We start from the raw sequence: 19,146 nt of genomic DNA on the forward strand, positions 1-19,146 counted from the left end.
CGGCACCCTAAGGCAGCGGTCCGACACGGTCGAAGCGGGCGACGAAGCGCCGCTGCCACGGCGTCTCCACGGCCCGCCGGTGGTAGTGCTCGCGGACGTAGCCGACCGCCTCCCGGGCGGGCACGCCGTCCAGCACGGCGAGGCAGGCCAGCGCGGTCCCGGTCCGCCCGTGGCCGCCGAAACAGGCGATCTCCACCCGCTCCCGGTCCGCTCGGGCCAGGGCTTCGAGCAAGACCGATTTGGTGTACGCCGGGTCCGCGGGCAGCCAGAAGTCTCGCCAGCGCACCCAGCGCGCCGTCCAGCCGAACTCGGGCGGCGGGGCGCCCAGCAGGTAGACCCCGAAGTGCGGCGGGTGCCCGGACGGCATGGGATCGCGCAGGCCACGGCCGCGGATCAGCTTGCCGGACGGCAGCCGCAGCACCCCGGCGCCGTCCTTCTCCCACCCGGCATCCCCGTTCATCGCCGGAACACTACCCGGCCACGGGATCCGTCCCGGGCCGCTATAGTCGCGGCATGCACAGTCAGTTCAGCGCGCGACGCCGGCGTCCCCCGGGCCGCCGCTGATCTGTGCACTCCGCCGGCGGGTCGATCCCGCCGGTGACTGTTCGCGTCGCTGGTCGACCCGCTTCGTCCGTACGAAGACATGGGGTTGATCGTGAATCTTGAATCTCTGCTGCACGACCGGCTGGCACCCGCGCTGGACGCGGTGGCCGGGCATCCCGTCGATCCGGCCGTGCGGTCCTCGCCGCACGCCGACTTCCAGTCCGGGGCGCCGCTGGCGCTGGCCCGGGAGCTGGGCCGGCCGCCCCGGGAGATCGCCGCCGAGGTGGCCGGGAAGGCCGGCCTGGACGGGCTCGCCACGATCGAGGTGTCCGGTCCCGGCTTCCTCAACCTGACCGTTTCCGACAGCCTGCTCGCCGAGGCGTTGCGGGCCACCGCCGCGGATCCCCGGCTCGGCGTGCCGGCCGTCGCGGCGCCGGAGCGGATCGTGGTCGACTACTCCGGCCCGAACGTGGCCAAGGAGATGCACGTCGGCCACCTGCGGTCGACCATCATCGGCGACGCCCTGGCCCGGACGCTGGACTGGCTGGGGCACGACGTGATCCGGGTGAACCACCTGGGTGACTGGGGCACGCCTTTCGGGATGCTGGTCGAGCACCTCGTCGACCGGGGTGGCGCGGCCGATCACTCGATCCGGGACCTGACCGCTTTCTATCAGGATGCCCGGGCCACGTTCGACGCCGACGAGGACTTCCGGACCCGGGCCCGGCTGCGGGTGGTGGCGCTGCAGTCCGGCGATCCGCTCTCCCGGGAGCTGTGGCGGAAACTGGTCGCCCAGTCCGAGGTCTACTTCCTGGACGTCTACGACCGGCTCGGGGTGACCCTCGGCCCGGACGACTTCGCCGGGGAGAGCCGGTACCAGGACGACCTTCCGGTGCTGGTGGCCGAGTTGCAGGCCCGGGGGCTGCTGGCGGAGAGCGACGGCGCGCTGTGCGCGTTCCCGGCCGGGTTCACCGGCCGGGACGGCGAGCCGCTGCCGCTGATCGTGCGGAAGGCGGACGGCGGGTTCGGTTACGCCGCCACCGATCTGGCCGCGCTCCGGCACCGGGTCGCGACGCTGGCCGCGGACCGGCTGCTCTACGTGGTCGGCGCCCCGCAGCGGACGCACTTCGCGATGGTCTTCGCGGTGGCCCGGGAGGCCGGCTGGCTGCCGGACGGGGTGGTCGCCGAGCACATCGGGTTCGGCTCGATCCTGGGCCCGGACGGCAAGATGCTGAAGACCCGGGCCGGCGACACGGTCAAGCTGGCCGCGGTGCTCGACGAGGCGGTCAGCCGGGCGTCGGCGCCGGCCGTCGGGATCGGCGCGATCAAGTACGCCGACCTCTCCGGCGACCGGCGGGGCGACTACGTCTTCGACTGGGACCGGATGCTCGCGATGACCGGGAACACCGGTCCCTATCTGCAGATGATGCACGCCCGGGCCCGGTCGATCCTGCGGAAGGCGGCGACCGCGCCCGGCGAGATCGTGCCGGCCGAGCCGGCCGAGCGGGATCTCGCCCTGACCCTGCTCGGCTTCGAGGCGGCGGTGACGGCGGCGGCCCGGTTCGCCGAGCCGCACCGGCTCGCCGGGTACCTGCACGAGCTGGCCGCGGTCTTCTCCGGCTTCTACGAGAAGTGCCCGGTGCTGCGGTCGGCGGACGCGGTGCTGGCGAGCCGGCTCGGGCTGACCGAGCTGACCGCGCGGACCCTCCACACCGGAATGTTTCTGCTGGGTATCGAGGGTCCGGAGCAGATTTGAGCAATCTTGACGGTCGCGCAACCTTCCGTTGATCGACCGATCGCCTGATCCCCCGTTAGGGTTCCTCTGTCTGCCGCGCCCACGAGGCGCGCGCAACCACATCCTGATGCGAGAGGTTCGCAATGACGCTTCCCAACGGCGTATCGCGGCGCAGCGTGCTGGCCGCCTCGGCGGCTGCGGCCGCGGCACCGCTCGCCTTCCCGGCCGGGGCCGAGGCCCACGGCAAGGGCGGCCCGAAGGGCCCGGAGACGTTCCACCTGACCGTGCTGGGCACGTCGGACACCCACGGCAACGTCTACAACTGGGACTACTACAAGGACGCCGAGTACGACGACTCCGCGCACAACGACGTCGGGGTCGCCAAGCTGGCCGCCCTGGTCACCAAGCTGCGCGCCGAGGCGACCGGCGCCACCCTGGTGCTCGACGCCGGTGACACGATCCAGGGCACCCCGCTGGCGACCTACTACGCCAAGCAGGAGCCGATCACCACGACCGGCGAGAAGCACCCGATGGCCAGGGCCATGAACGTGCTGCACTACGACGCGATCACGCTCGGCAACCACGAGTTCAACTACGGCCTGCCGCTGCTGAACCTGTGGATCCGGCAGCTCGGCTTCCCGGCCCTGGCGGCCAACGCGGTCAACGCCAGGACCGGCCGGCCGGCCTTCACGCCGTACGTGATCAAGAAGGTCTCGCTCGGTAAGCACGCGCCCACCCTGCGGGTCGGCATCCTCGGCCTGACCAACCCGGGCGTGGCGATCTGGGACAAGGGCAACGTCGAGGGCAAGCTGAAGTTCCTCGGCATGGTGGAGACCGCCGCCAAGTGGGTGCCGATCATGCGGGCCCGCGGCGCCGACGTGATCATCCTGTCCGCGCACGGCGGCGACAGCGGCACCTCCAGCTACGGCGCCGAGCTGCCCAACGAGAACCCGTCCGCGCTGATCGCCGAGCAGGTCCCGGGGATCGACGCGATCCTGTTCGGGCACGCGCACAACGAGGTCGCCCAGCGGTTCGTCACCAACGCCAGGACCGGCGCGCAGGTGCTGCTCTCCGAGCCGTCGAAGTGGGGCCAGCGGCTCACCAAGATGGACTTCACGCTGGTCCGCGAGCACGGCCGGTGGAAGGTCACCACCAAGGCGTCGGCCACCCTGAACACCAACACGGTGGCGGCCGACCCCAAGGTCCTCGCGGCGGTGAAGAGCCAGCACGACAAGACCGTGGCGTACGTCAACCAGGTGGTCGCCGCCTCGACCGAGGAGCTCTCCGCGGCCACCTCGCGCTACCAGGACACCCCGATCCTGGACTACATCAACAAGGTGCAGACCGACGAGGTGACCCGGGCGCTGGCCGGCACGTCGTACGCGAGCCTGCCGGTCCTCTCGATCGCCGCCCCGTTCAGCCGGACCGCGGTGTTCCCGAAGGGCGACGTCAAGATCAAGGACGTCGCGGGGCTCTACATCTACGACAACACCCTGGAAGCGGTCGTGCTGACCGGTGCCGAGGTGCGCGCCTACCTGGAGTACTCGGCGAAGTACTTCAAGACGTTCGCCCCCGGCGACCCGATCGACCCGGCCACGATCAACGACACCGCGGTGCCGGACTACAACTACGACGTCTTCTCCGGCGTGGAGTACGACATCGACATCAGCAAGCCGGTCGGCAGCCGGATCACCCGGCTGCAGATCGGCGGGGTGGACGTGGCCGCCGACGCGCAGTTCGTGGTCGCGGTGAACAACTACCGCCGGTCCGGCGGTGGCGCGTTCCCGGGCATCGTGAAGACCCAGGTCTACAACGAGCAGAAGGAGATCCGCCAGCTCCTGATCGAGTGGGCGCAGGCCAAGGGTGAGATCAACCCGGCCGACTTCTTCGTCCGGAACTGGCAGCTCGTCCGCGCGGGCGTGCCGGTCACGTTCTGACCGGCGGCTACTTCGTCGTCTCCCAGTTGCCGCGCAGGTCCGCCATGATGGTCATCGTGGCGGACCGGCCGTCGGCCAGCTGGAACGTGCAGTCGTAGGCACGCAGGCCGTCGGCGCCGCGGGACCCGGCCGGCACACAGCCGCCGGACTTCACCTCGGTGCCGACCGCCGCCTCCACCCGGCCGTCGCCGAGCACCTTGCTCTGCACCGCCTCGGTCGCCCGGGACTCGACGTGCTGCTGCTGCAACGGCAGCACCACGTTGAACGCCAGCGCCGACCAGAAGGCCGCCCCGCCGGCCAGGGTGGCCAGGAAGGCCACGTAGTAGGGGAGGCGGTTCCGGCCGTACGCGTGCGCCTTGCCGGCCCGGCGCATCGCCGAGATCACGCCCAGCGCGCTGAAGAAGAACGTCCAGGCCACCACCGGACGCCAGGACGGCGCCTCCGGGCGGGCCGCGCCCAGCACCTCGTGCGGGAAGCGGACCAGCAGCTGGCCGTGCTTGTTGCCGGGCGAACCGTAGGGTGGGACCGTGCCGCCGAACGGCAGCGGCCCGAACTCGGCGGTCTCCGCCGCCGCGCCGCTGTCCGCCGGCGGCATCGCAGCCTCGGCCGGGACCGGGTGCCCCGCCCACGGTGGCCCGACTTCCGTCCCGGCCGGGTGGCCGGCCCACGGCGCCATGACTTCCGTCTCGGCCGGGTGGCCGGCCCACGGCGCCATGACTTCCGTCTCGGCTGTGTGGGCCGCCCACGGCGGCGCCATGGAGTACGCGCCCGGCTCATACGGAGTCTGGTGTGTCTCGACGGTCGTCATGGTGGCGGCCCTTCCCGGTAGCGGCTCGGGTGCATTTCCGTGCCACCCGAGTTCATCGGCCGGGCCGCGACCCAGTTGAGGATTAGTTCTCCCCGGTTGCAGTTCCGGTGTTGTCCAGCGGCACCTGCATCTCGGTCAGCCACTCGTCGAAGCAGCCGGGCGGGCAGTGCAGGTACACCTCGCGGGCGTAGCCGGGCGGGACCGGCCGGAACCCGTTGTCCTCGATCCAGGCGGCGATCCGCCCGCCGGTGCGGAACGCCTCGGCCATCGCGCCCTCGTGCACCGCGGTGGCCGCCTCGATCGGCGGGAGCGTCACCACGTCGAAGCCCGCCTCGCCCACCTCGGCGTCGCCGATCGGGAAGGCCGCGTGCACGGTGATCGTCTCGTCCTCCGGGCCGGTCGGCGCCGGCCGGTAGTACGCGATCGGTGAACCGGTCATCGCGATCCCGGCCTGCTCCATCAGCTCCATCAGGCGGGGGTAGAGCGGGGACAGGTTCTCGGTGATCGACGTGGGATGGTCGTACCCCAGGGCGGTGGCGGACAGCTCCGCCACCCGGACCGCCGGGACCTGCTTCAGGACGATGTCACCGGTGTTCATGTGGCCCTCCGTCTCGATCATCCGGAGACGTGCGTCGACCAGGGCCAGGCGGGCGCTGTCCCGCTCCACCTGGGTGGCCAGCTCGGCCCGCCGCAGCCGCAGCATCCCGCGCAGCTCACCGGGATCCAGCTTCTCCTCGATCAGCACCTGCACCTGCTGCAGGCTGAACCCGAGGTCCTTCAGCGCGAGGATCCGGTTGAGCCGCAGCAGCTGCTCCGCGGTGTAGAAGCGGTAACCGCTGTGCGAGTCGACGTGGGCGGGACGGAGCAGGCCGATGGCGTCGTAGTGGCGCAGCATGCGCACCGACACCCGGCCCAGGCCGGCGAAGTCTCCGATACTCAACATGGTCGCTCCACCGTCCCGCCTGACACAGGGGGAGGGTCAAGAACCGCTGCCGGTCCCGCCGCCGGTCCCGGTCCCGGTGCCCGGCGCCGTGGTGGTCGAGGTGGCGGTCGGCTGAGTCGTCGGGTCCTTGGTCGGGTCGTCGGTCGGCTTGGTGGTCGGCTTGGTGGTCGGCTCGGTCTCCGTCGGAGTGGTGGTCGGCGCCGAGCTGGGCGCCGACGGCGAGGCCGACGCCGAGGCGCTGGCCTGCGGAGCCCTGGTCCGCTTGGTGGGCGTGGTCCGGCGCGGCGTGTTCTCCACCTGCTGGGGCGCCTCGCTCTCGACATCCGCCGGATCGTCGGTCTGCTCGACCGTGCTGGTGGTGGCCGAGGCGCCACCGCCCGGGCTGGCGTCAGCGGGGTTTTTCGGATCGCTCAGCGCCCACGCCACGCCCAGGCCACCGGCCAGCACGAAGAGGGCGATCACCGCGATCATCAGGCTGCGCTGGGCACGCGGCGCCACCGGGACCACGTCGGGCGCGGGCATCGGGGGCGGGGCCGGCGACATCCGCGGGCGGGGGACCGGCTGGGTGGGCAGCGCCGGGCTGATCGGCGCGGTGGCCGGCGCGCCACTGGTCGGGCGGATCAGCGAGGTGCCGGTCAGCCTCTTCCAGTCCTGCGGGGCGCCGACCGCCTCGTAGGCCGCCTCGGCGAACTCGGCCGCGCTGGCGAACCGGTCGGACGGCTGCTTGGCCATCGCCCGGGCGATCAGCTCGCGGACCGCGGGCGGCACGTGCTCGGGCAGCGGATCCGGCTCGTCCTCCAGGTGACGCAGCGCCACCTGCAGCGCGTTGTCCCCGTCGAACGGCGGCCGGCCGGCGATGCAGTGGTAGGCCACCGCGCCCAGCGCGTAGACGTCGGTGCCCGGCGTCAGGTTGCCCTTGGCGACCTGCTCGGGGGCCATGTAGAGCGCGGTGCCGACGATCGAGTTGACCCCGGTCATGCTGGTCATCGAGTTGGACCGGGCGACGCCGAAGTCCACCAGGATCACCGCGCCGGTCGGTTTCACGATCAGGTTGCCGGGTTTCACGTCCCGGTGCACGATGCCGGCCTCGTGCGCGGCGTGCAGCGCCTCGGCGGCCTGCGCCACGATCGACAGCGTCTCGCTGACCGGGAGCGGGCCCTGCTTGACCCGGTTGGACAGCGGCTCGCCCTCGACGAACGCCATCACCAGGTAGGCCACCGTCTCGCGGCCGCCGGCGTCGCCCTCCTCGGCGTAGTCGTAGACCTCGACCACACCCGGGTGCCGGAAGGCGGCCATCATCCGGGCCTCGCCGTAGAACCGGGCGGCGAACTCCGGGTCGTCGAGCAGTGTGGTGCGCAGCACCTTCACCGCGACGACGCGGCCGAGCACCACGTCGGTGCCGCGCCACACGTCGCCCATCCCACCGGTCGCGATCCGTTCGTCCAACCGGTAGCGGTTGTCCAGGAGATGTCCCGCACTGAGCACCAGGTGGACCTTTTCTGATCGGGCGGCCGGGCCGCTTGACGAGTGCTGATCGACTTCCGAGGTTTCTTTGATCGAACGCAGTGCCGCTCAACTGTACAGAGCCCGGCCGATCAACGGGAGATCAGCGGGCCTGCCGGAAGTGCCGCCGAACACCGTCGTCACGGGCCCTGATCGGCCCGGAAGCGGGTGAGCTGAGCGTCCGCACCCCGGGCAAGCGAAAGGGTACGGCGGCCGGACCCGGCCGCCATACCCCCGCGATTCAGCTCGTCCGTACGGTCACTTCTGGTCGTACGTCGGGGTCACCACCACCGCCGTCTCGGCCAGCTCCAACTGCTCGTTCTCCGCCTGGCGCTCGATCGCGGCGCGCGCGGTGGAGGCCGCGGCCCAGCCGGCCGCCAGGCCGAGCAGACCGATTCCGGCGATCAGGCCCCACGGGCGGCCCGGCTTGCGCCCGGCCAGCGCGGCAGCCGCCGCGTTCGCCCGGACCCACGCCTCGTCGGCCGCGCCGCCGGCGCGTTCTGCCAGGTAGGAGCCCTTCTTGCTGGCCTTGCGAGCCACCCGCCGGCTCTTCTTGTCGACCTTGGCGGCGGCTTCCTTGCCGGTCTCCCCGGCGGTGGCCATGGCTGTCGACAGGTAGTTCCACGCCTCCGCGGCGGTCCGTTCAGTCCGGTTCTTCCTGGTCGCGAACATCGTCGGTTCCTCCTGCGCTAGGCCTTCACGACAACCGTGCCCGGATGTGGGTCACGGCAAACGTCCGGTATGGACGGCATCACGTTTCGAAAACGATTTGACGCCCCGCAGTACTCTTGACCACGCTCACACGGGCCACTCAGGTGTCTAACAGGTTCGGGGCCTAACCTTTCGGTCAGTTTCACCGAACCTTCCGGGGGTAGTCCATCCGCCCTGCTCGCCAGGGCTGTTCGTGACGACCACGGATAGAGGAACAACGCCCGGGACGGCCCGGGCGGGTGGAGGGAAGAGGCGTGACGCTGTCGATAACGACGTCGACGCTCGCTGACGGCGCCGTCGAGGTCTCGCCGCGCGGCGAGATCGACGTCGAGAACGCGTACGAGATCCGCGAGGCCGTGGCGGCCCAGCTGGCCGACAGATCCCCGGCCCGCATCGAGCTCAACATGCAGCACGTGACCTTCATCGACTCGGTGGGCATCAGCGCGCTCGTGGCCGCCTTCCAGCTGGCCGGGGTGAGCGGGGTCAAGGTCGTGGTCACCCACCCCAGCCGGTTCGCCCACAAGCAGCTCTGGGTCACCGGGCTGCTCGGCCTCTTCGGCAACCCGCAGCCCCACCAGGACGACGCCGCCCTCTCCGGCGCCTGACCACCCCGCCGCGCCCTCTCCGGAGTTCGTGCGGTGCCCGTCACCGGGTGATGAAAAGCAGTGCCCGTCACCGGGTGATGAAAAGCACGGTGCCGAGGCGCCGCGCTCCCGGGACCCACGGGGTTTCCGGAACCATCCGCGGATAGTGAAGGGCGCGGCGATCGCTCTGGACGCTGCGTTGGCTGGCTCCGCTTCGCTCCGCGGCAAAACGCCTGGTAACCGGTGACGAGGCAGCCGGTTCCCCGCCACCGGCAAACCCCACCGGCGTCGGAGAGCCAGTTGCCTCGTCACCGGCGGCGTCTTGCGGCGGCCAGATCGCCGGGCCCGGCCCGCGCTACTTAGCATGCGATCCGCACCACAGCGAACGCGTACCGGAAGCCCTTGAATTTGATCTTGCTTGGCCGGGGCGCTCGGGAGAGTGGGCGGGCGGTCGGAGCGAGGGCGGGGTGGATCAGCGGGGCGCGGCGGGTCAGTGGCCGGCGTCCGTGACGAGGCAGGACCCGCGTGCGGTCAATAGGCGGTCTGGACGCGGATGGCACCGACATTGATCTTGATGTCCTCGTCCTCGTGCGGGGCGCGGAGCGGGGTGACCACCGCGAAGTTGTCGGCCAGGGCGGCCAGATCGGTGCCCGGGTCGAGTTCCTCCTCGGCGGCCTGGACCGCGGTCCGCACGTAGCCGTCGCCCGCCTCGGCGATGCTCATCTGCACCTGGCCGAACCGGGCCAGGGCGGCCTGCTTGAGGCCCCGGATGCCGTCCACGTGCAGGTCCGGGACGTTCAGGTTGAACACCGTGCCGGGCGGGGTGTGCAGCAGCGACGGGAGCAGCCGGACCGCCAGTTCGGCGGCGCTGGCCCAGTGGTGCTTCTCCTCGTCGGCCTTGTGGATCGCGTCGATCGCGGCGCCGCCGCTGGCCGCGGTGGCCTGCGCCGGGGTGAGCACGTCGAGCGAGACGGCCAGGCCGCGGAGCCCGGCGTGCGAGGCGGTCAGGGTGGCGCCCACGGTGCCGGAGTGGACCACCGCGGCGCCCGCGTTGGCGCCCCGGTTGATGCCGGAGACGACCAGGTCCGGCGGCGGCCCGAAGGCCTCGCGGAGGGCGAGCAGGACGATGTAGGCGGGGGAGGCGGCCACCCCGTAGGCCGGGATGTTCTTCGCGCCGGCCAGCTCGCGCGGCTCGGAGACGATCTTGCCCTCCTGGACCACCGCGGTCATCGACGCGCTGCTGCCGCTGGACTCGCTGAGCGGAGCGGCGACCACCACGTCGTGTTCCGCGTGCGCGAACGCCCGGGCCAGCCAGCGGATGCCGGGCGCCTCGATGCCGTCGTCGTTGGTGATCAGGATCCTCAAGTGGCGATGGTTGCCCGGATTCGCGGTCATTATGCGGATGCCTTCTTGATCGGGGTCAGCCGGACTCGGTCGGTCAGCACCCGGACGGCGTCGACGTGCCCGGTGCCGAGGCCGTGCCGGGTGACGTTGAGGGCGCCGGCGGCCGCGCCGGTGCGGACCGCGTCGGTCATCGAGCCGCCGCGGGCCAGGGTGGCGGCCACCCCGGCGGTCATCGAGTCACCGGCGCCGCGGTGCTCGGCGGCGGTCAGCCGGGGCAGGCTGACCGTGTAGATCTCGTCGTCGATCAGGGCCAGGGCGCCCTCGTCGGCGCGGGACACCAGGACCGCCTCGGCGCCGTCGGTGTTGATCTTCACGAGCGCGGACATCAGCTCCCGGGTGGAGCCGTCGGCGGCCAGCCCGTCCTTGATCAGCTCCTCGTGACTGATCTTGACGACGTTGAGGCCGGCCTCCAGCACCGACTCCAGGTAGCGCCCGCACAGGTCGGCGATCACCCGGCAGCCGTTGGCGCGCAGGTCGGCGGCGAGCCGGCCGTAGACCTCCGGCTTGATCACCGAGGGGTGCGCCGGGCCGCTGAGGATCGCGATGCCGGCCCGCAGGCCCTCGGCGAGCGTCAGGTTGTAGAGCTCGTCCAGCTCGTGCCGGGAGAGCGGGACGCCGGGCCGCTCGGCGATCTCCTGGCGGCTGCCGCTGCGCCGGTCGTGCACGTACCACCCGCTGCCGTGCTCGCGCGCCACCAGCCGGATGGTCACCCCGTGCAGCTCGGCCATCAGCGGAGCCAGCACCCGGCCCACCTCGCCGCCGGCCGCCGTGCAGAGCGTCACCTCGGCGCCCAGCGACGTGATCATGCGGGTCTGCCAGATGCCCTGGCCACCCGGGTGCACGTGCAATTCGGGCTCGTCATGGTGTTGCTCGATGGTCACCGTCAGCTGTGGGGCCGGCGCGAAGACCATGACCCGCCCGTCACTCATGTCTCGCATTCTCATCTTTTCGCGCATCCGGCGTGGCGGTTCGCAAAAAGAACAGAAGCGACGTTCTACAACTCGAAGCTCGCGGCGGTCAGATCCACCACCGCCCCGGCCAGGTCGGGCCGGTTCTGGAGCAGGTCCTGCAGCCGCCACCGCCACTTGCCGGCCTCCACGTCCATCGGGTACCGGTCACCGTCGTCCCAGATGCCGGAGGCGATCAGGTAGTCCCGGGTGACGATCAGCTGCTGCTGGATCTCCGGGCCGAGCAGGTCGCGGACCCGCAGGCTGAACGCGGCGAACCCGGGCCGACCGGCGGCCCGCACGAAGGCCCGGGCGCCGTCCCAGGCCACTCGCGGCTGGTGTTGCACATTGCTCATGAGGTGATCGTGCGCGATCAATGTGATGATCGCCATACCCCGGGGCGCGGGATCCGGTCCGCGCGAGGCAGCCGCCGGTCCAGGTTCACCCGTTTCCGGTACGGCCGGAGCGCGCCGGCCGTACCGAAAGGGTGCCTAGGGGTGCCAGCCCGGATCGGTGCCGACCGTGGTGAGCCGCTGGGTGGCCCGGGACAGCGCGACGTAGAGGGTGCGCACGCCGGCCCGGTCGATCGCGATCTCGCCCGGCTCGACCAGCACCACCGCGTCGTACTCCATGCCCTTGGCCTCCAGCGCGGTGACCACCTGGACCCGCTCCGGCAGGCCGGCGACCCAGCCGGCCACCTCGTCGCGGCGCGGCACCGGGGCGATCACGCCGATCGTCCCGTCCACGTCGGCCAGCTGTTTCTCGGTCAGCTCGCGGACCGCGGCGGGCAGCGCCGCCCGCTCGGCGACCACGTCCACCGGGTCGACGCCGGTGGACCGGACCGCGCGGGGCAGCGGCAGGTCGGGCAGGATCGCCCGGATCACCCCGGCGGCGACCGCGAAGATCTCCGACGAGTTGCGGTAGTTGGTGGTCAGCGCGTAGCTGTTCCGCTTGCGCGAGCCGAGCGCCCGCTCCCGGGCCCGGTCCAGCTCGGCCGGGTCGCCGGACCAGGCGGTCTGCGCCGGGTCGCCGACGATGGTCCAGGACGCGTACTGCCCGCGGCGGCCGATCATCCGCCACTGCATCGGCGAGACGTCCTGCGACTCGTCGACCACCACGTGCGCGTAGTCCCGGTAGTCCTCCTCGCGCTGCACCTGCTGGGCGCGCTGCGCGGCCTGCCGGTCGGCGAACGTGCTGACCTCCTGGATCCCGTCCCGCACGTGGAACGGGTTCTTGGTCTTGCGCTGCGGCTGCCGCGGGCGGCCCATCAGCTCGTCCAGCTCGTCCAGCAGCGCCACGTCGGCGATCGTCGGGCCGTGCTCGGCGAGCCCGTCGAACGAGCCCTGCAGGACCGCGATCTCCTCACGGGACAGCAGCCCATTGGCGTACGACCGGAGCCGTTTCGGGTCGGCCAGCCAGCGCAGCACCCGCATCGGGGTGAACCGGGGCCACCACGCCTTGAGGAACTCCCGGAAGTCGGCGCGGTCGGCCAGCTCGGCCTCGAACTCGCGTTTCTCCGGCAGGCCGGTCACCTTCTGCTCGCGGGCCTGCGCCCAGAGCGCGTCGAAGATCCGGTCGAAGCCCTGGCCGCGCACCTCGTTGCGCCGGGCGCCGCGCTGCAGCACCTTGCGCCGGATCTGGTCCAGCTCCGGGGTGCCGAGCCGGAGCAGCGTGCCGCGGTAGAGCAGGCGCAGCTCGGCCGGGCCGCCCGGGACCGCGTCGTGCGAGGCCCGCTCCAGCACCCGGCGCATCCGCAGCGAGCCCTTGATCGCGGCCACCTCGCCGGCGTCCACCCGGGTCGCGTCGTGACCCGGCACCAGCGAGCCGAGCGAGCGCAGCGTGGCGGTCTCCTCGCCGAGCGAGGGCAGCACGGTGGCGATGTACTCCACGAAGACGCCGGACGGGCCGACCACCAGGATGCCGCCGCCGGCGAACCGGCTGCGGTCCGAGTAGAGCAGGTAGGCGGCGCGGTGCAGGGCCACCGCGGTCTTGCCGGTGCCCGGGCCGCCGGTGACGATGGTCACCCCGGAGGCGGGGGAGCGGATCGCCTCGTCCTGCTCGCGCTGGATGGTGGCGACGATGTCGCGCATCCCGCGGCCGGTCGCCTTGGCCAGGCTGGCCAGCAGCGCGCCGTCGCCGACCACCCGCATGCCGGGCGGGGCCGACTCCGGGTCGAGCAGGTCGTCCTCGATCCCGGTGACCCGCTCCCGGCTGGACTGGATCATCCGGCGCCGCACCACGCCCAGCGGCTCGGCCGGGGTGGCCTGGTAGAACGCCGCGGCGGCGGGCGCCCGCCAGTCGACGACCAGCGGTTTCGAGCTGTCGTCGCGGATGCCCATCCGGCCCACGTAGTGGGTGGCGCCGGTCTTCAGGTCGAGCCGGCCGAAGACCAGGCCCTCGTACTCGGTGTCCAGCGCGTGCCGGCGCCGGGCCGCGTGGTACACCATCGCGTCGCGCTCGACCAGCGCGCCGAAGGTCCCCACCCCGGCGAGCTGATAGCCCTCCTTCTCGGCGCGGGACGCGTCCTGGCGCAGCTCGGCGAGCCGGGCGTAGACCCGGTCCACGTGCTGCTGCTCGACCGCGATCTCCTGTTGCAGGACGGTGGCGTCGCTCAAGTCGGTCGTTCTCCCTTTCGTGCGCACCACCAGCGCGCTCACGCGAAGGGGGCAATCGAACTTACTCCTGCCCGGCAACGCGCGTCGAAGCGGCCTGGTGTTCGCCGCATCGTTCGAGCCTTACAGAAACGACCGGAGGCTCGGGGATGTTCCGGCTAAGCGGCCTTGCGCAGGTGCGCGGGGCGCTGCGCCTTGCGGGTGCTGCGGTTCACCCGGCGGACGATGGTCAGCAGCGCGGCGGAGACCTCGTCCGGGCGCTCCAGCGGCAGCATGTGGCCGGCGCCGGGGCAGACGGTCAACTCCGCGCACGGCAGCGCGCCGGCGATCGACTCGGCGCAGGCCGGCGGGGTGAGCCGGTCCCGGTCGCCGACCAGCACCGCGGCCGGCACCTCGCCGACCGTGGCCAGGGTGTCCAGCCGCTGCTGGGCGCCGATCGAGGTGCGGAACCCGCCGATCGAGCGCAGCGACGCCCGGCCCACGCTGCGCAGGGTCAGGCCGAGGTCGTCCTCGGCGCACCGGTCGCCGAAGAGCAGCCAGCGCAGCGCCGGGGCCAGCGCGGGCAGCACCGCCCGGTGCGGGCGCCAGGCGCCGGAGCGGGCCAGCAGGCCGGCGCCGAGCGTCTCACCGGCCCGCAGCACGCCGGCCAGGGTGGGCGGCAGGCCGTACCGGGTGTGGGTGTGGCCCTCGGCGGTGGTGGAGACCAGCAGCAGGCCGGCCACCCGGGAGGCGAACTCGTCCGGGTGACGGTGCGCGTACTCCATGATCGTCATGCCGCCCATCGAGTGGCCGGCGAGCACCACCGGGCCGCTCGGAGCCAGCCGGCGCAGCACCTCGGCCAGGTCGTCGCCGAGCTGGTCCAGAGTGGCCGCGTGGCGCCGGGTGGCCGAGGAACGCCCGTGCCCCCGCGTGTCGTAGGCGATCACCCGGGGCGCGCGCCGGCCCAGCCCGCCCGCGCCGCCGTCTTGGCCGCAGAGGGCGCTCACCTGGTGCCGCCACGTGCGCCGATCCAAGCACCAGCCGTGCAGCAGCACCACGGTCACCGGGGCGTCGGCCGGGCCGGTGACCTCGGCGTACAGCCGCACGCCATCGGCCAGCAGGATCTCGGTTCGCTCCGACATGGGCACCTCCGCGTGTGTCACGCCCCCGTCGTACCCACGGGTAGTAATCATCACTCGCGATTCGCCCGAACGACCACTGTCTCTCCGGGTAGGGCCGAACGACCTCCGGTGACCGTGAGCTGCCTCCCAAATACTTTCCCCAGCCGTCCGGGCAGCGAGAATCGACGGCATGACAGGCATCCACACCGCGCAGGCCCTCACCCCCGCCACGGCCCTGGGTGAGCTGATCACCGGCAACAAACGGTTCGTGTACGGGAAGCCGCAGTACGGGCACAACGTCACCCAGGCCGCCGCGACGGCCGGTGGTCAGCAGCCGCACTCGGTCGTGCTCGGCTGCATCGACTCCCGGGTCCCGCTCGAGGCGGTCTTCGACCAGCCGTTCGGCGCGATCTGCGTGGCCCGCTCCGGCGCGCACGTGCTGGACCGGTCGGTGCTCGGCTCGGTGGAGTTCGCGGTCGACGCGCTCGGCGTCTCGCTCGCCCTGGTGGTCGGGCACAAGCGGTGCGGCGCGGTGACCGCCACGGTGGGCGCGGTGCGGTCCGGCGACCGGCCGGGCGGCGACGTCGGCTACCTGGTCGACGAGATCGCCCCGGCGGTCGACGGGGTCGACCTGGACGACCCGGCGGCCCCCGAGGTGGCGATCCGGGCGCACGTGATCCGCACCGTCGAGCGGCTGCGCGAGACCCCCGGCCTGGCCGCCGGGATCGCCGAGGGCCGGCTCCGGGTGGTCGGCGCGATCTACGACCTGGACAGCGGCTGGGTCGAGTTCCTCGACTGAGCGGTCGCGGCGCTCATCGCGTACCGGGAACCGGTCCGGTCCTGATCCTCGGGGCCGGGCCGGTCTCCGGATTTGAGTTGATCTTCGCGGTTTGCGGCCGGTCTTCTGGTTTGAGCTGATCTTCGCCAAACGTGAAAAAGCACCTCCCGGCGGAACTGCCGGGAGGTGCTTTTCCGTGCCTGCGGGCTGATCAGCCCTCGAAGACGCCGGCGTCGACGAGCCGCTGCTCGGCGGAGGCCCAGCCGTGCTCCGGGTTGGCGGCGTGCAGCGCGCCCAGCTCGGCGCGGATCTTGGCGCCGTGGCCGGCCGCGGCCAGCACGCGGATCTCCTCGACGAACGCGTCCGAGGAGGTGTTCAGGTGCGTGGTCTTGCCGTTGGTCAGGTTGCGCACGTACGCGAAGCGGCCGTTGGCGAGCGGGATGAGGTACTTGTACTCACCGAGCACGCTGAGGGCGCCACCGGTGCCCTGGCCGGCGCGGACTGATGCGCGGGCGGTCTTTGAGGTGTTGCTCGCCACGGCGGTACTCCTTGAGAAAATGCTTCAGCAGAGAAAAAAGGCCGTGGCAACTCTACACGACGCCTGGTGAACCGCACCGTCGGAGCAGGTACGAGCGTTGGACCCGATATGCCACTACGGCAGCTCCCATAGTCGATGTTGCGGATTCTCTGGCGCACCATCCGTACCAACCGGCATCATGGGACACGATCAACCGCGGTCGAGGTCGTAGGGGAAGACGCACCTCGGTCTCCGGGAGGTCACCGTGCCAACGTGTGGCGTCGTATACGTCCACTCATCCCCGCTCGCCGTGTGCCAGCACGTCGAGTGGGCCATAGCGCGCGTCCTGACCGCGCCGGTCAATCTCCAATGGACCGTGCAGCCGGTCGATCCCAGCATGCGCCGAGCCGAGTGCAGCTGGACCGGACGTGCGGGAACTGGCGCCGAGCTGGCTGCTGCCCTCCGGCAGTGGCCCATGATCCGTTTCGAGGTGACCGAGGAACCGAGTCCCGGGCTCGACGGCGAGCGGTTCATGCACGTCCCGGGCCGGGGGCTGTTCCACGGCACGATGGGCGCCTCGGGCGACATCCAGATCGGCGAGGACCGGCTGCGGGCCATCATGGCCTCGGCCCGGGCTCCCGAGGCGCTGACGCACGCCCTGGAGAAGGCGCTCGGCACCGCCTGGGACGCGGAGCTGGAGCCGTATCGGTACGCCGGCGACGGTGCCCCGGTCACCCTCCTCACCCGGGTCGGCTGACCTTCGCGCCCGGGGCCGGCGGACTTTCTCGCTCGGGCCGGCTGACTTCTCGGCCGGGTCGGCGCACGCCGGTTTCCGCGACCTGATTCGATGGATGATGTGAAAAAGCTGTCCCGTGTCGTATTTGTCGCCCCGCTGCTGCTGCTCGCCGGAGCCTGCGGCGACGATGCCGGCACGCCGGCGACCCCGCCGCCGAGCGCCGCTCCGCTGAGCGCCGCGGCGCCCACCCCGATCTCCGAGTCGGCGTCGGCGCCACCGGCGGACCCGGCGGCCCGGGCGGCGGCGACGGTGGCCACGCTCAGCGACGAGGACCTGGCCGGGCAGGTGCTGATGCCGTACGCATACGGCGGGTCGGCCACCCAGGTGGACGCCGGGTCGGCGGCCGGCAACCGGTCCCTGGCCGGGGTGGACACTCCGGCCCAGATGATCGCGAAGTACCGGCTGGGCGGGCTGATCCTGGTCTCCTTCACGCAGAACGACCCGACCGGCAAGACCAACCCCACGTCGAACGTGGAGAACCCGAAACAGGTCCGGGCGCTCACCGACGGCCTGCAGGCGGCCGCCCGCCAGCTGCCGGCCGGCGCCCCGCTGATGATCGGCACCGACCAGGAGTACGGCATCGTGACCCGGGTCACCGACGGCGTCACCGCGCTCCCGTCCGCGCTGGCGATCGGCGCGGCCGGCAAGCCCGAGCTGACCGAGGCGGCCTGGCACGCGGCCGGCCGGGAGCTGGCCGCGATGGGGATCACCGTCGACTTCGCCCCGGTCGCCGACACGCTCGGCACGGCCGGCAGCTCGGTGATCGGCTCCCGGTCCTACGGGACGGACGCCCAGGCGAACGCCAACCAGGTGGCCGCGGCCGTCCGCGGGATGCAGGCGGCCGGGGTGGCGGCCGCGCTCAAGCACTTCCCCGGGCACGGGCACACCACCGGGGACAGCCACGACGAGCTGCCGGTGATCAAGCAGAACCTGGCCGCCTGGAAGGCGCAGGACCTGCCGCCGTTCCAGGCCGGGGTGCAGGCCGGCGCCGGCGTGGTGATGTCCGGCCACCTCAACCTGCAGGCGGTGGACAAGGGCACCGCGGCCACCTTCTCCCACAAGATCATGACGGACGTGCTGCGCGGCCAGCTGAAGTTCACCGGGGTGGCGATCACCGACGCGATGAACATGGAGCCGGCGAAGAAGTGGCCGGCCGGCGAGGCCGCCGTCCGCGCCCTCAACGCGGGCAACGACATGCTGCTCATGCCGCCGGACATCGGCGCCGCCCGGGACGGCATCGTGTCCGGGCTGAAGAGCGGCTCGCTCAAGCGGGAGCGGCTGGTCGAGGCGGTCACCCGGATCCTCACCCTGAAGTTCCGCACCGCGGCCACCCCGCAGCCCGACCTGTCCGTGCTCGGCTCCGCCCCGCACCAGCAGGCGGTCTCCGCGCTGGACGCGGCCTCGATCACGGTGCTCCGCGGCAAGTGCGCCGGACCGCTGGTCAACGGCCCGGTCCGGGTGACCGCGCCGTCGTCGCGCGAGGTGGCCCGGGTCAACCTGGTGCACGCGCTGCAGGCCGCCGGGGTCCAGGTGCAGGCGGCCGGCGGCGCCGAGATCCGCCTGGTCGGTTACGGCGACAAGCCGGTCGACCTGTCCCCGGACGCGGCCGTGACGGTGATGATGGACCTGCCCGGGCTGCTCGCCTATGCCAAGTCGCCGACGCTGGTGGCGACCTACTCGTCCAGCAAGCTGTCGCTGACCGCGCTGGCGGCGGTGATCGCCGGCAAGACCACGGCGCCGGGGAAGTCGCCGATCGCGGTGGCCGGGCTGCCGCGGAGCGCCTGCGCGAAGTAGAAGTCCGTCCCCAGCCGCGGCGCCCGCCGCTGGTCCCGGCCGCGGCTCCCGTTCCCGGCTGGCTCTCAGGGGTGCCTCAGAGGGCTTGAGGCACCCCTGAGAGCCAGCCGGGACACCGTGCGCGCTGCCGCGATGCCGCCCGCATGCTCGCGGCTCTTTCTTTTCGGTACGACCGGCAGCTCAGTGGCAACCGGCCCGCGAGGCCCGGCCCGCTCCCGACCGCGGCGCGTGTCGTGCGGGTCCGCCCGGCGCACCGCGACGTCGGCCGGACCGCGGCGCGTGTCGTGCGGGCCCGCTCGGCGCACCGCGACGCCGGCCAGTCCGCGGCGCGGTCCCGGCTCGGCCGGCGAGGTCACGGACCCGCCGTGGCCACCGTCCACCGGGCACTCCGGAGGAACCGCCACCCGGGAAAGGGCGCCGCTGACGGCCGATCC

General features: G+C 72.3%; 17 protein-coding genes. 6 read left to right on the plus strand and 11 right to left on the minus strand.

Annotated elements, in window-relative coordinates:
• Positions 1-7: 7 nt before the first annotated feature.
• Positions 8-460 carry a protein-tyrosine phosphatase family protein gene (locus tag BJY16_RS15240; protein ID WP_185040087.1) on the minus strand — a complete coding sequence of 151 codons (453 nt, stop codon included), beginning with the start codon at positions 458-460 and terminating at the stop codon, positions 8-10.
• 195 nt (positions 461-655) lie between these two features.
• On the opposite strand from BJY16_RS15240, the gene argS reads away from it, so the two are divergent.
• Entirely contained in the window at positions 656-2,299 is a 1,644-nt protein-coding gene (gene argS / locus BJY16_RS15245) for an arginine--tRNA ligase (RefSeq protein WP_185040088.1), read from the plus strand.
• 122 nt (positions 2,300-2,421) lie between these two features.
• Positions 2,422-4,215 (plus strand): bifunctional metallophosphatase/5'-nucleotidase, encoded by a 1,794-nt coding sequence (locus tag BJY16_RS15250; protein ID WP_185040089.1) that lies wholly within the window; start codon positions 2,422-2,424, stop codon positions 4,213-4,215.
• 7 nt (positions 4,216-4,222) lie between these two features.
• Here the strand turns inward: BJY16_RS15250 and BJY16_RS15255 are convergent, their stop codons facing one another.
• The 4 genes from BJY16_RS15255 to BJY16_RS15270 all read right to left on the minus strand — a co-directional run bounded on the left by BJY16_RS15255 (position 4,223) and on the right by BJY16_RS15270 (position 8,141).
• Entirely contained in the window at positions 4,223-5,023 is an 801-nt protein-coding gene (locus BJY16_RS15255; protein ID WP_275408030.1) for a hypothetical protein, read from the minus strand.
• 82 nt (positions 5,024-5,105) lie between these two features.
• Positions 5,106-5,966, minus strand: a complete 861-nt coding sequence (locus BJY16_RS15260; protein ID WP_185040090.1) for a MerR family transcriptional regulator — start codon at positions 5,964-5,966, stop codon at positions 5,106-5,108.
• A 36-nt stretch (positions 5,967-6,002) separates the two neighbouring features.
• Positions 6,003-7,451, minus strand: coding sequence for a serine/threonine-protein kinase (locus BJY16_RS15265; RefSeq protein WP_185040091.1), 1,449 nt, complete (start codon positions 7,449-7,451; stop codon positions 6,003-6,005).
• A 276-nt stretch (positions 7,452-7,727) separates the two neighbouring features.
• Positions 7,728-8,141 carry a hypothetical protein gene (locus BJY16_RS15270; protein ID WP_185040092.1) on the minus strand — a complete coding sequence of 138 codons (414 nt, stop codon included), beginning with the start codon at positions 8,139-8,141 and terminating at the stop codon, positions 7,728-7,730.
• Between the two features lie 293 nt (positions 8,142-8,434).
• Here BJY16_RS15270 and BJY16_RS15275 point away from each other — a divergent pair, with 293 nt between their 5' ends.
• A complete protein-coding gene (locus tag BJY16_RS15275; protein WP_185040093.1) occupies positions 8,435-8,785 on the plus strand; it encodes an STAS domain-containing protein in 351 nt (116 codons plus the stop codon).
• A gap of 510 nt (positions 8,786-9,295) precedes the next feature.
• On the opposite strand, the gene surE is transcribed toward BJY16_RS15275, so the two are convergent.
• From surE to BJY16_RS15300, 5 genes are all read right to left on the minus strand, one after another.
• Positions 9,296-10,159, minus strand: a complete 864-nt coding sequence (surE, locus tag BJY16_RS15280) for a 5'/3'-nucleotidase SurE (protein ID WP_185040094.1) — start codon at positions 10,157-10,159, stop codon at positions 9,296-9,298.
• Positions 10,159-11,097 (minus strand): PfkB family carbohydrate kinase, encoded by a 939-nt coding sequence (locus tag BJY16_RS15285; protein ID WP_239176510.1) that lies wholly within the window; start codon positions 11,095-11,097, stop codon positions 10,159-10,161. Before BJY16_RS15285 ends, surE begins: the two co-directional genes overlap by 1 nt.
• A gap of 65 nt (positions 11,098-11,162) precedes the next feature.
• Positions 11,163-11,471: a hypothetical protein gene (locus BJY16_RS15290; RefSeq protein WP_239176512.1), complete on the minus strand. Its 309-nt coding sequence runs from the start codon at positions 11,469-11,471 to the stop codon at positions 11,163-11,165.
• A 135-nt stretch (positions 11,472-11,606) separates the two neighbouring features.
• Positions 11,607-13,730: a HelD family protein gene (locus BJY16_RS15295; protein WP_185040096.1), complete on the minus strand. Its 2,124-nt coding sequence runs from the start codon at positions 13,728-13,730 to the stop codon at positions 11,607-11,609.
• A gap of 155 nt (positions 13,731-13,885) precedes the next feature.
• Positions 13,886-14,848, minus strand: a complete 963-nt coding sequence (locus tag BJY16_RS15300; protein ID WP_185040097.1) for an alpha/beta fold hydrolase — start codon at positions 14,846-14,848, stop codon at positions 13,886-13,888.
• 169 nt (positions 14,849-15,017) lie between these two features.
• On the opposite strand from BJY16_RS15300, the gene BJY16_RS15305 reads away from it, so the two are divergent.
• The gene (locus BJY16_RS15305; protein WP_185040098.1) at positions 15,018-15,626 is read left to right on the plus strand and encodes a carbonic anhydrase; all 609 of its coding nucleotides are present in this window, start codon (positions 15,018-15,020) and stop codon (positions 15,624-15,626) included.
• 190 nt (positions 15,627-15,816) lie between these two features.
• Here BJY16_RS15305 and BJY16_RS47145 read toward each other — a convergent pair whose 3' ends face one another.
• Positions 15,817-16,143, minus strand: a complete 327-nt coding sequence (locus BJY16_RS47145; RefSeq protein WP_185040099.1) for a hypothetical protein — start codon at positions 16,141-16,143, stop codon at positions 15,817-15,819.
• A 244-nt stretch (positions 16,144-16,387) separates the two neighbouring features.
• Between BJY16_RS47145 and BJY16_RS15315 the strand changes: the two genes are divergently transcribed.
• Both BJY16_RS15315 and BJY16_RS15320 read left to right on the plus strand, forming a co-directional pair.
• Positions 16,388-16,879, plus strand: coding sequence for a DUF3145 domain-containing protein (locus tag BJY16_RS15315; protein WP_185040100.1), 492 nt, complete (start codon positions 16,388-16,390; stop codon positions 16,877-16,879).
• A gap of 90 nt (positions 16,880-16,969) precedes the next feature.
• Positions 16,970-18,712 (plus strand): glycoside hydrolase family 3 protein, encoded by a 1,743-nt coding sequence (locus tag BJY16_RS15320; RefSeq protein ID WP_185040101.1) that lies wholly within the window; start codon positions 16,970-16,972, stop codon positions 18,710-18,712.
• Positions 18,713-19,146 lie beyond the last annotated feature (434 nt).

Origin of the sequence: Actinoplanes octamycinicus (genome assembly GCF_014205225.1) — a bacterium.
GTDB classification, from domain to species: Bacteria; Actinomycetota; Actinomycetes; order Mycobacteriales; family Micromonosporaceae; genus Actinoplanes; species Actinoplanes octamycinicus.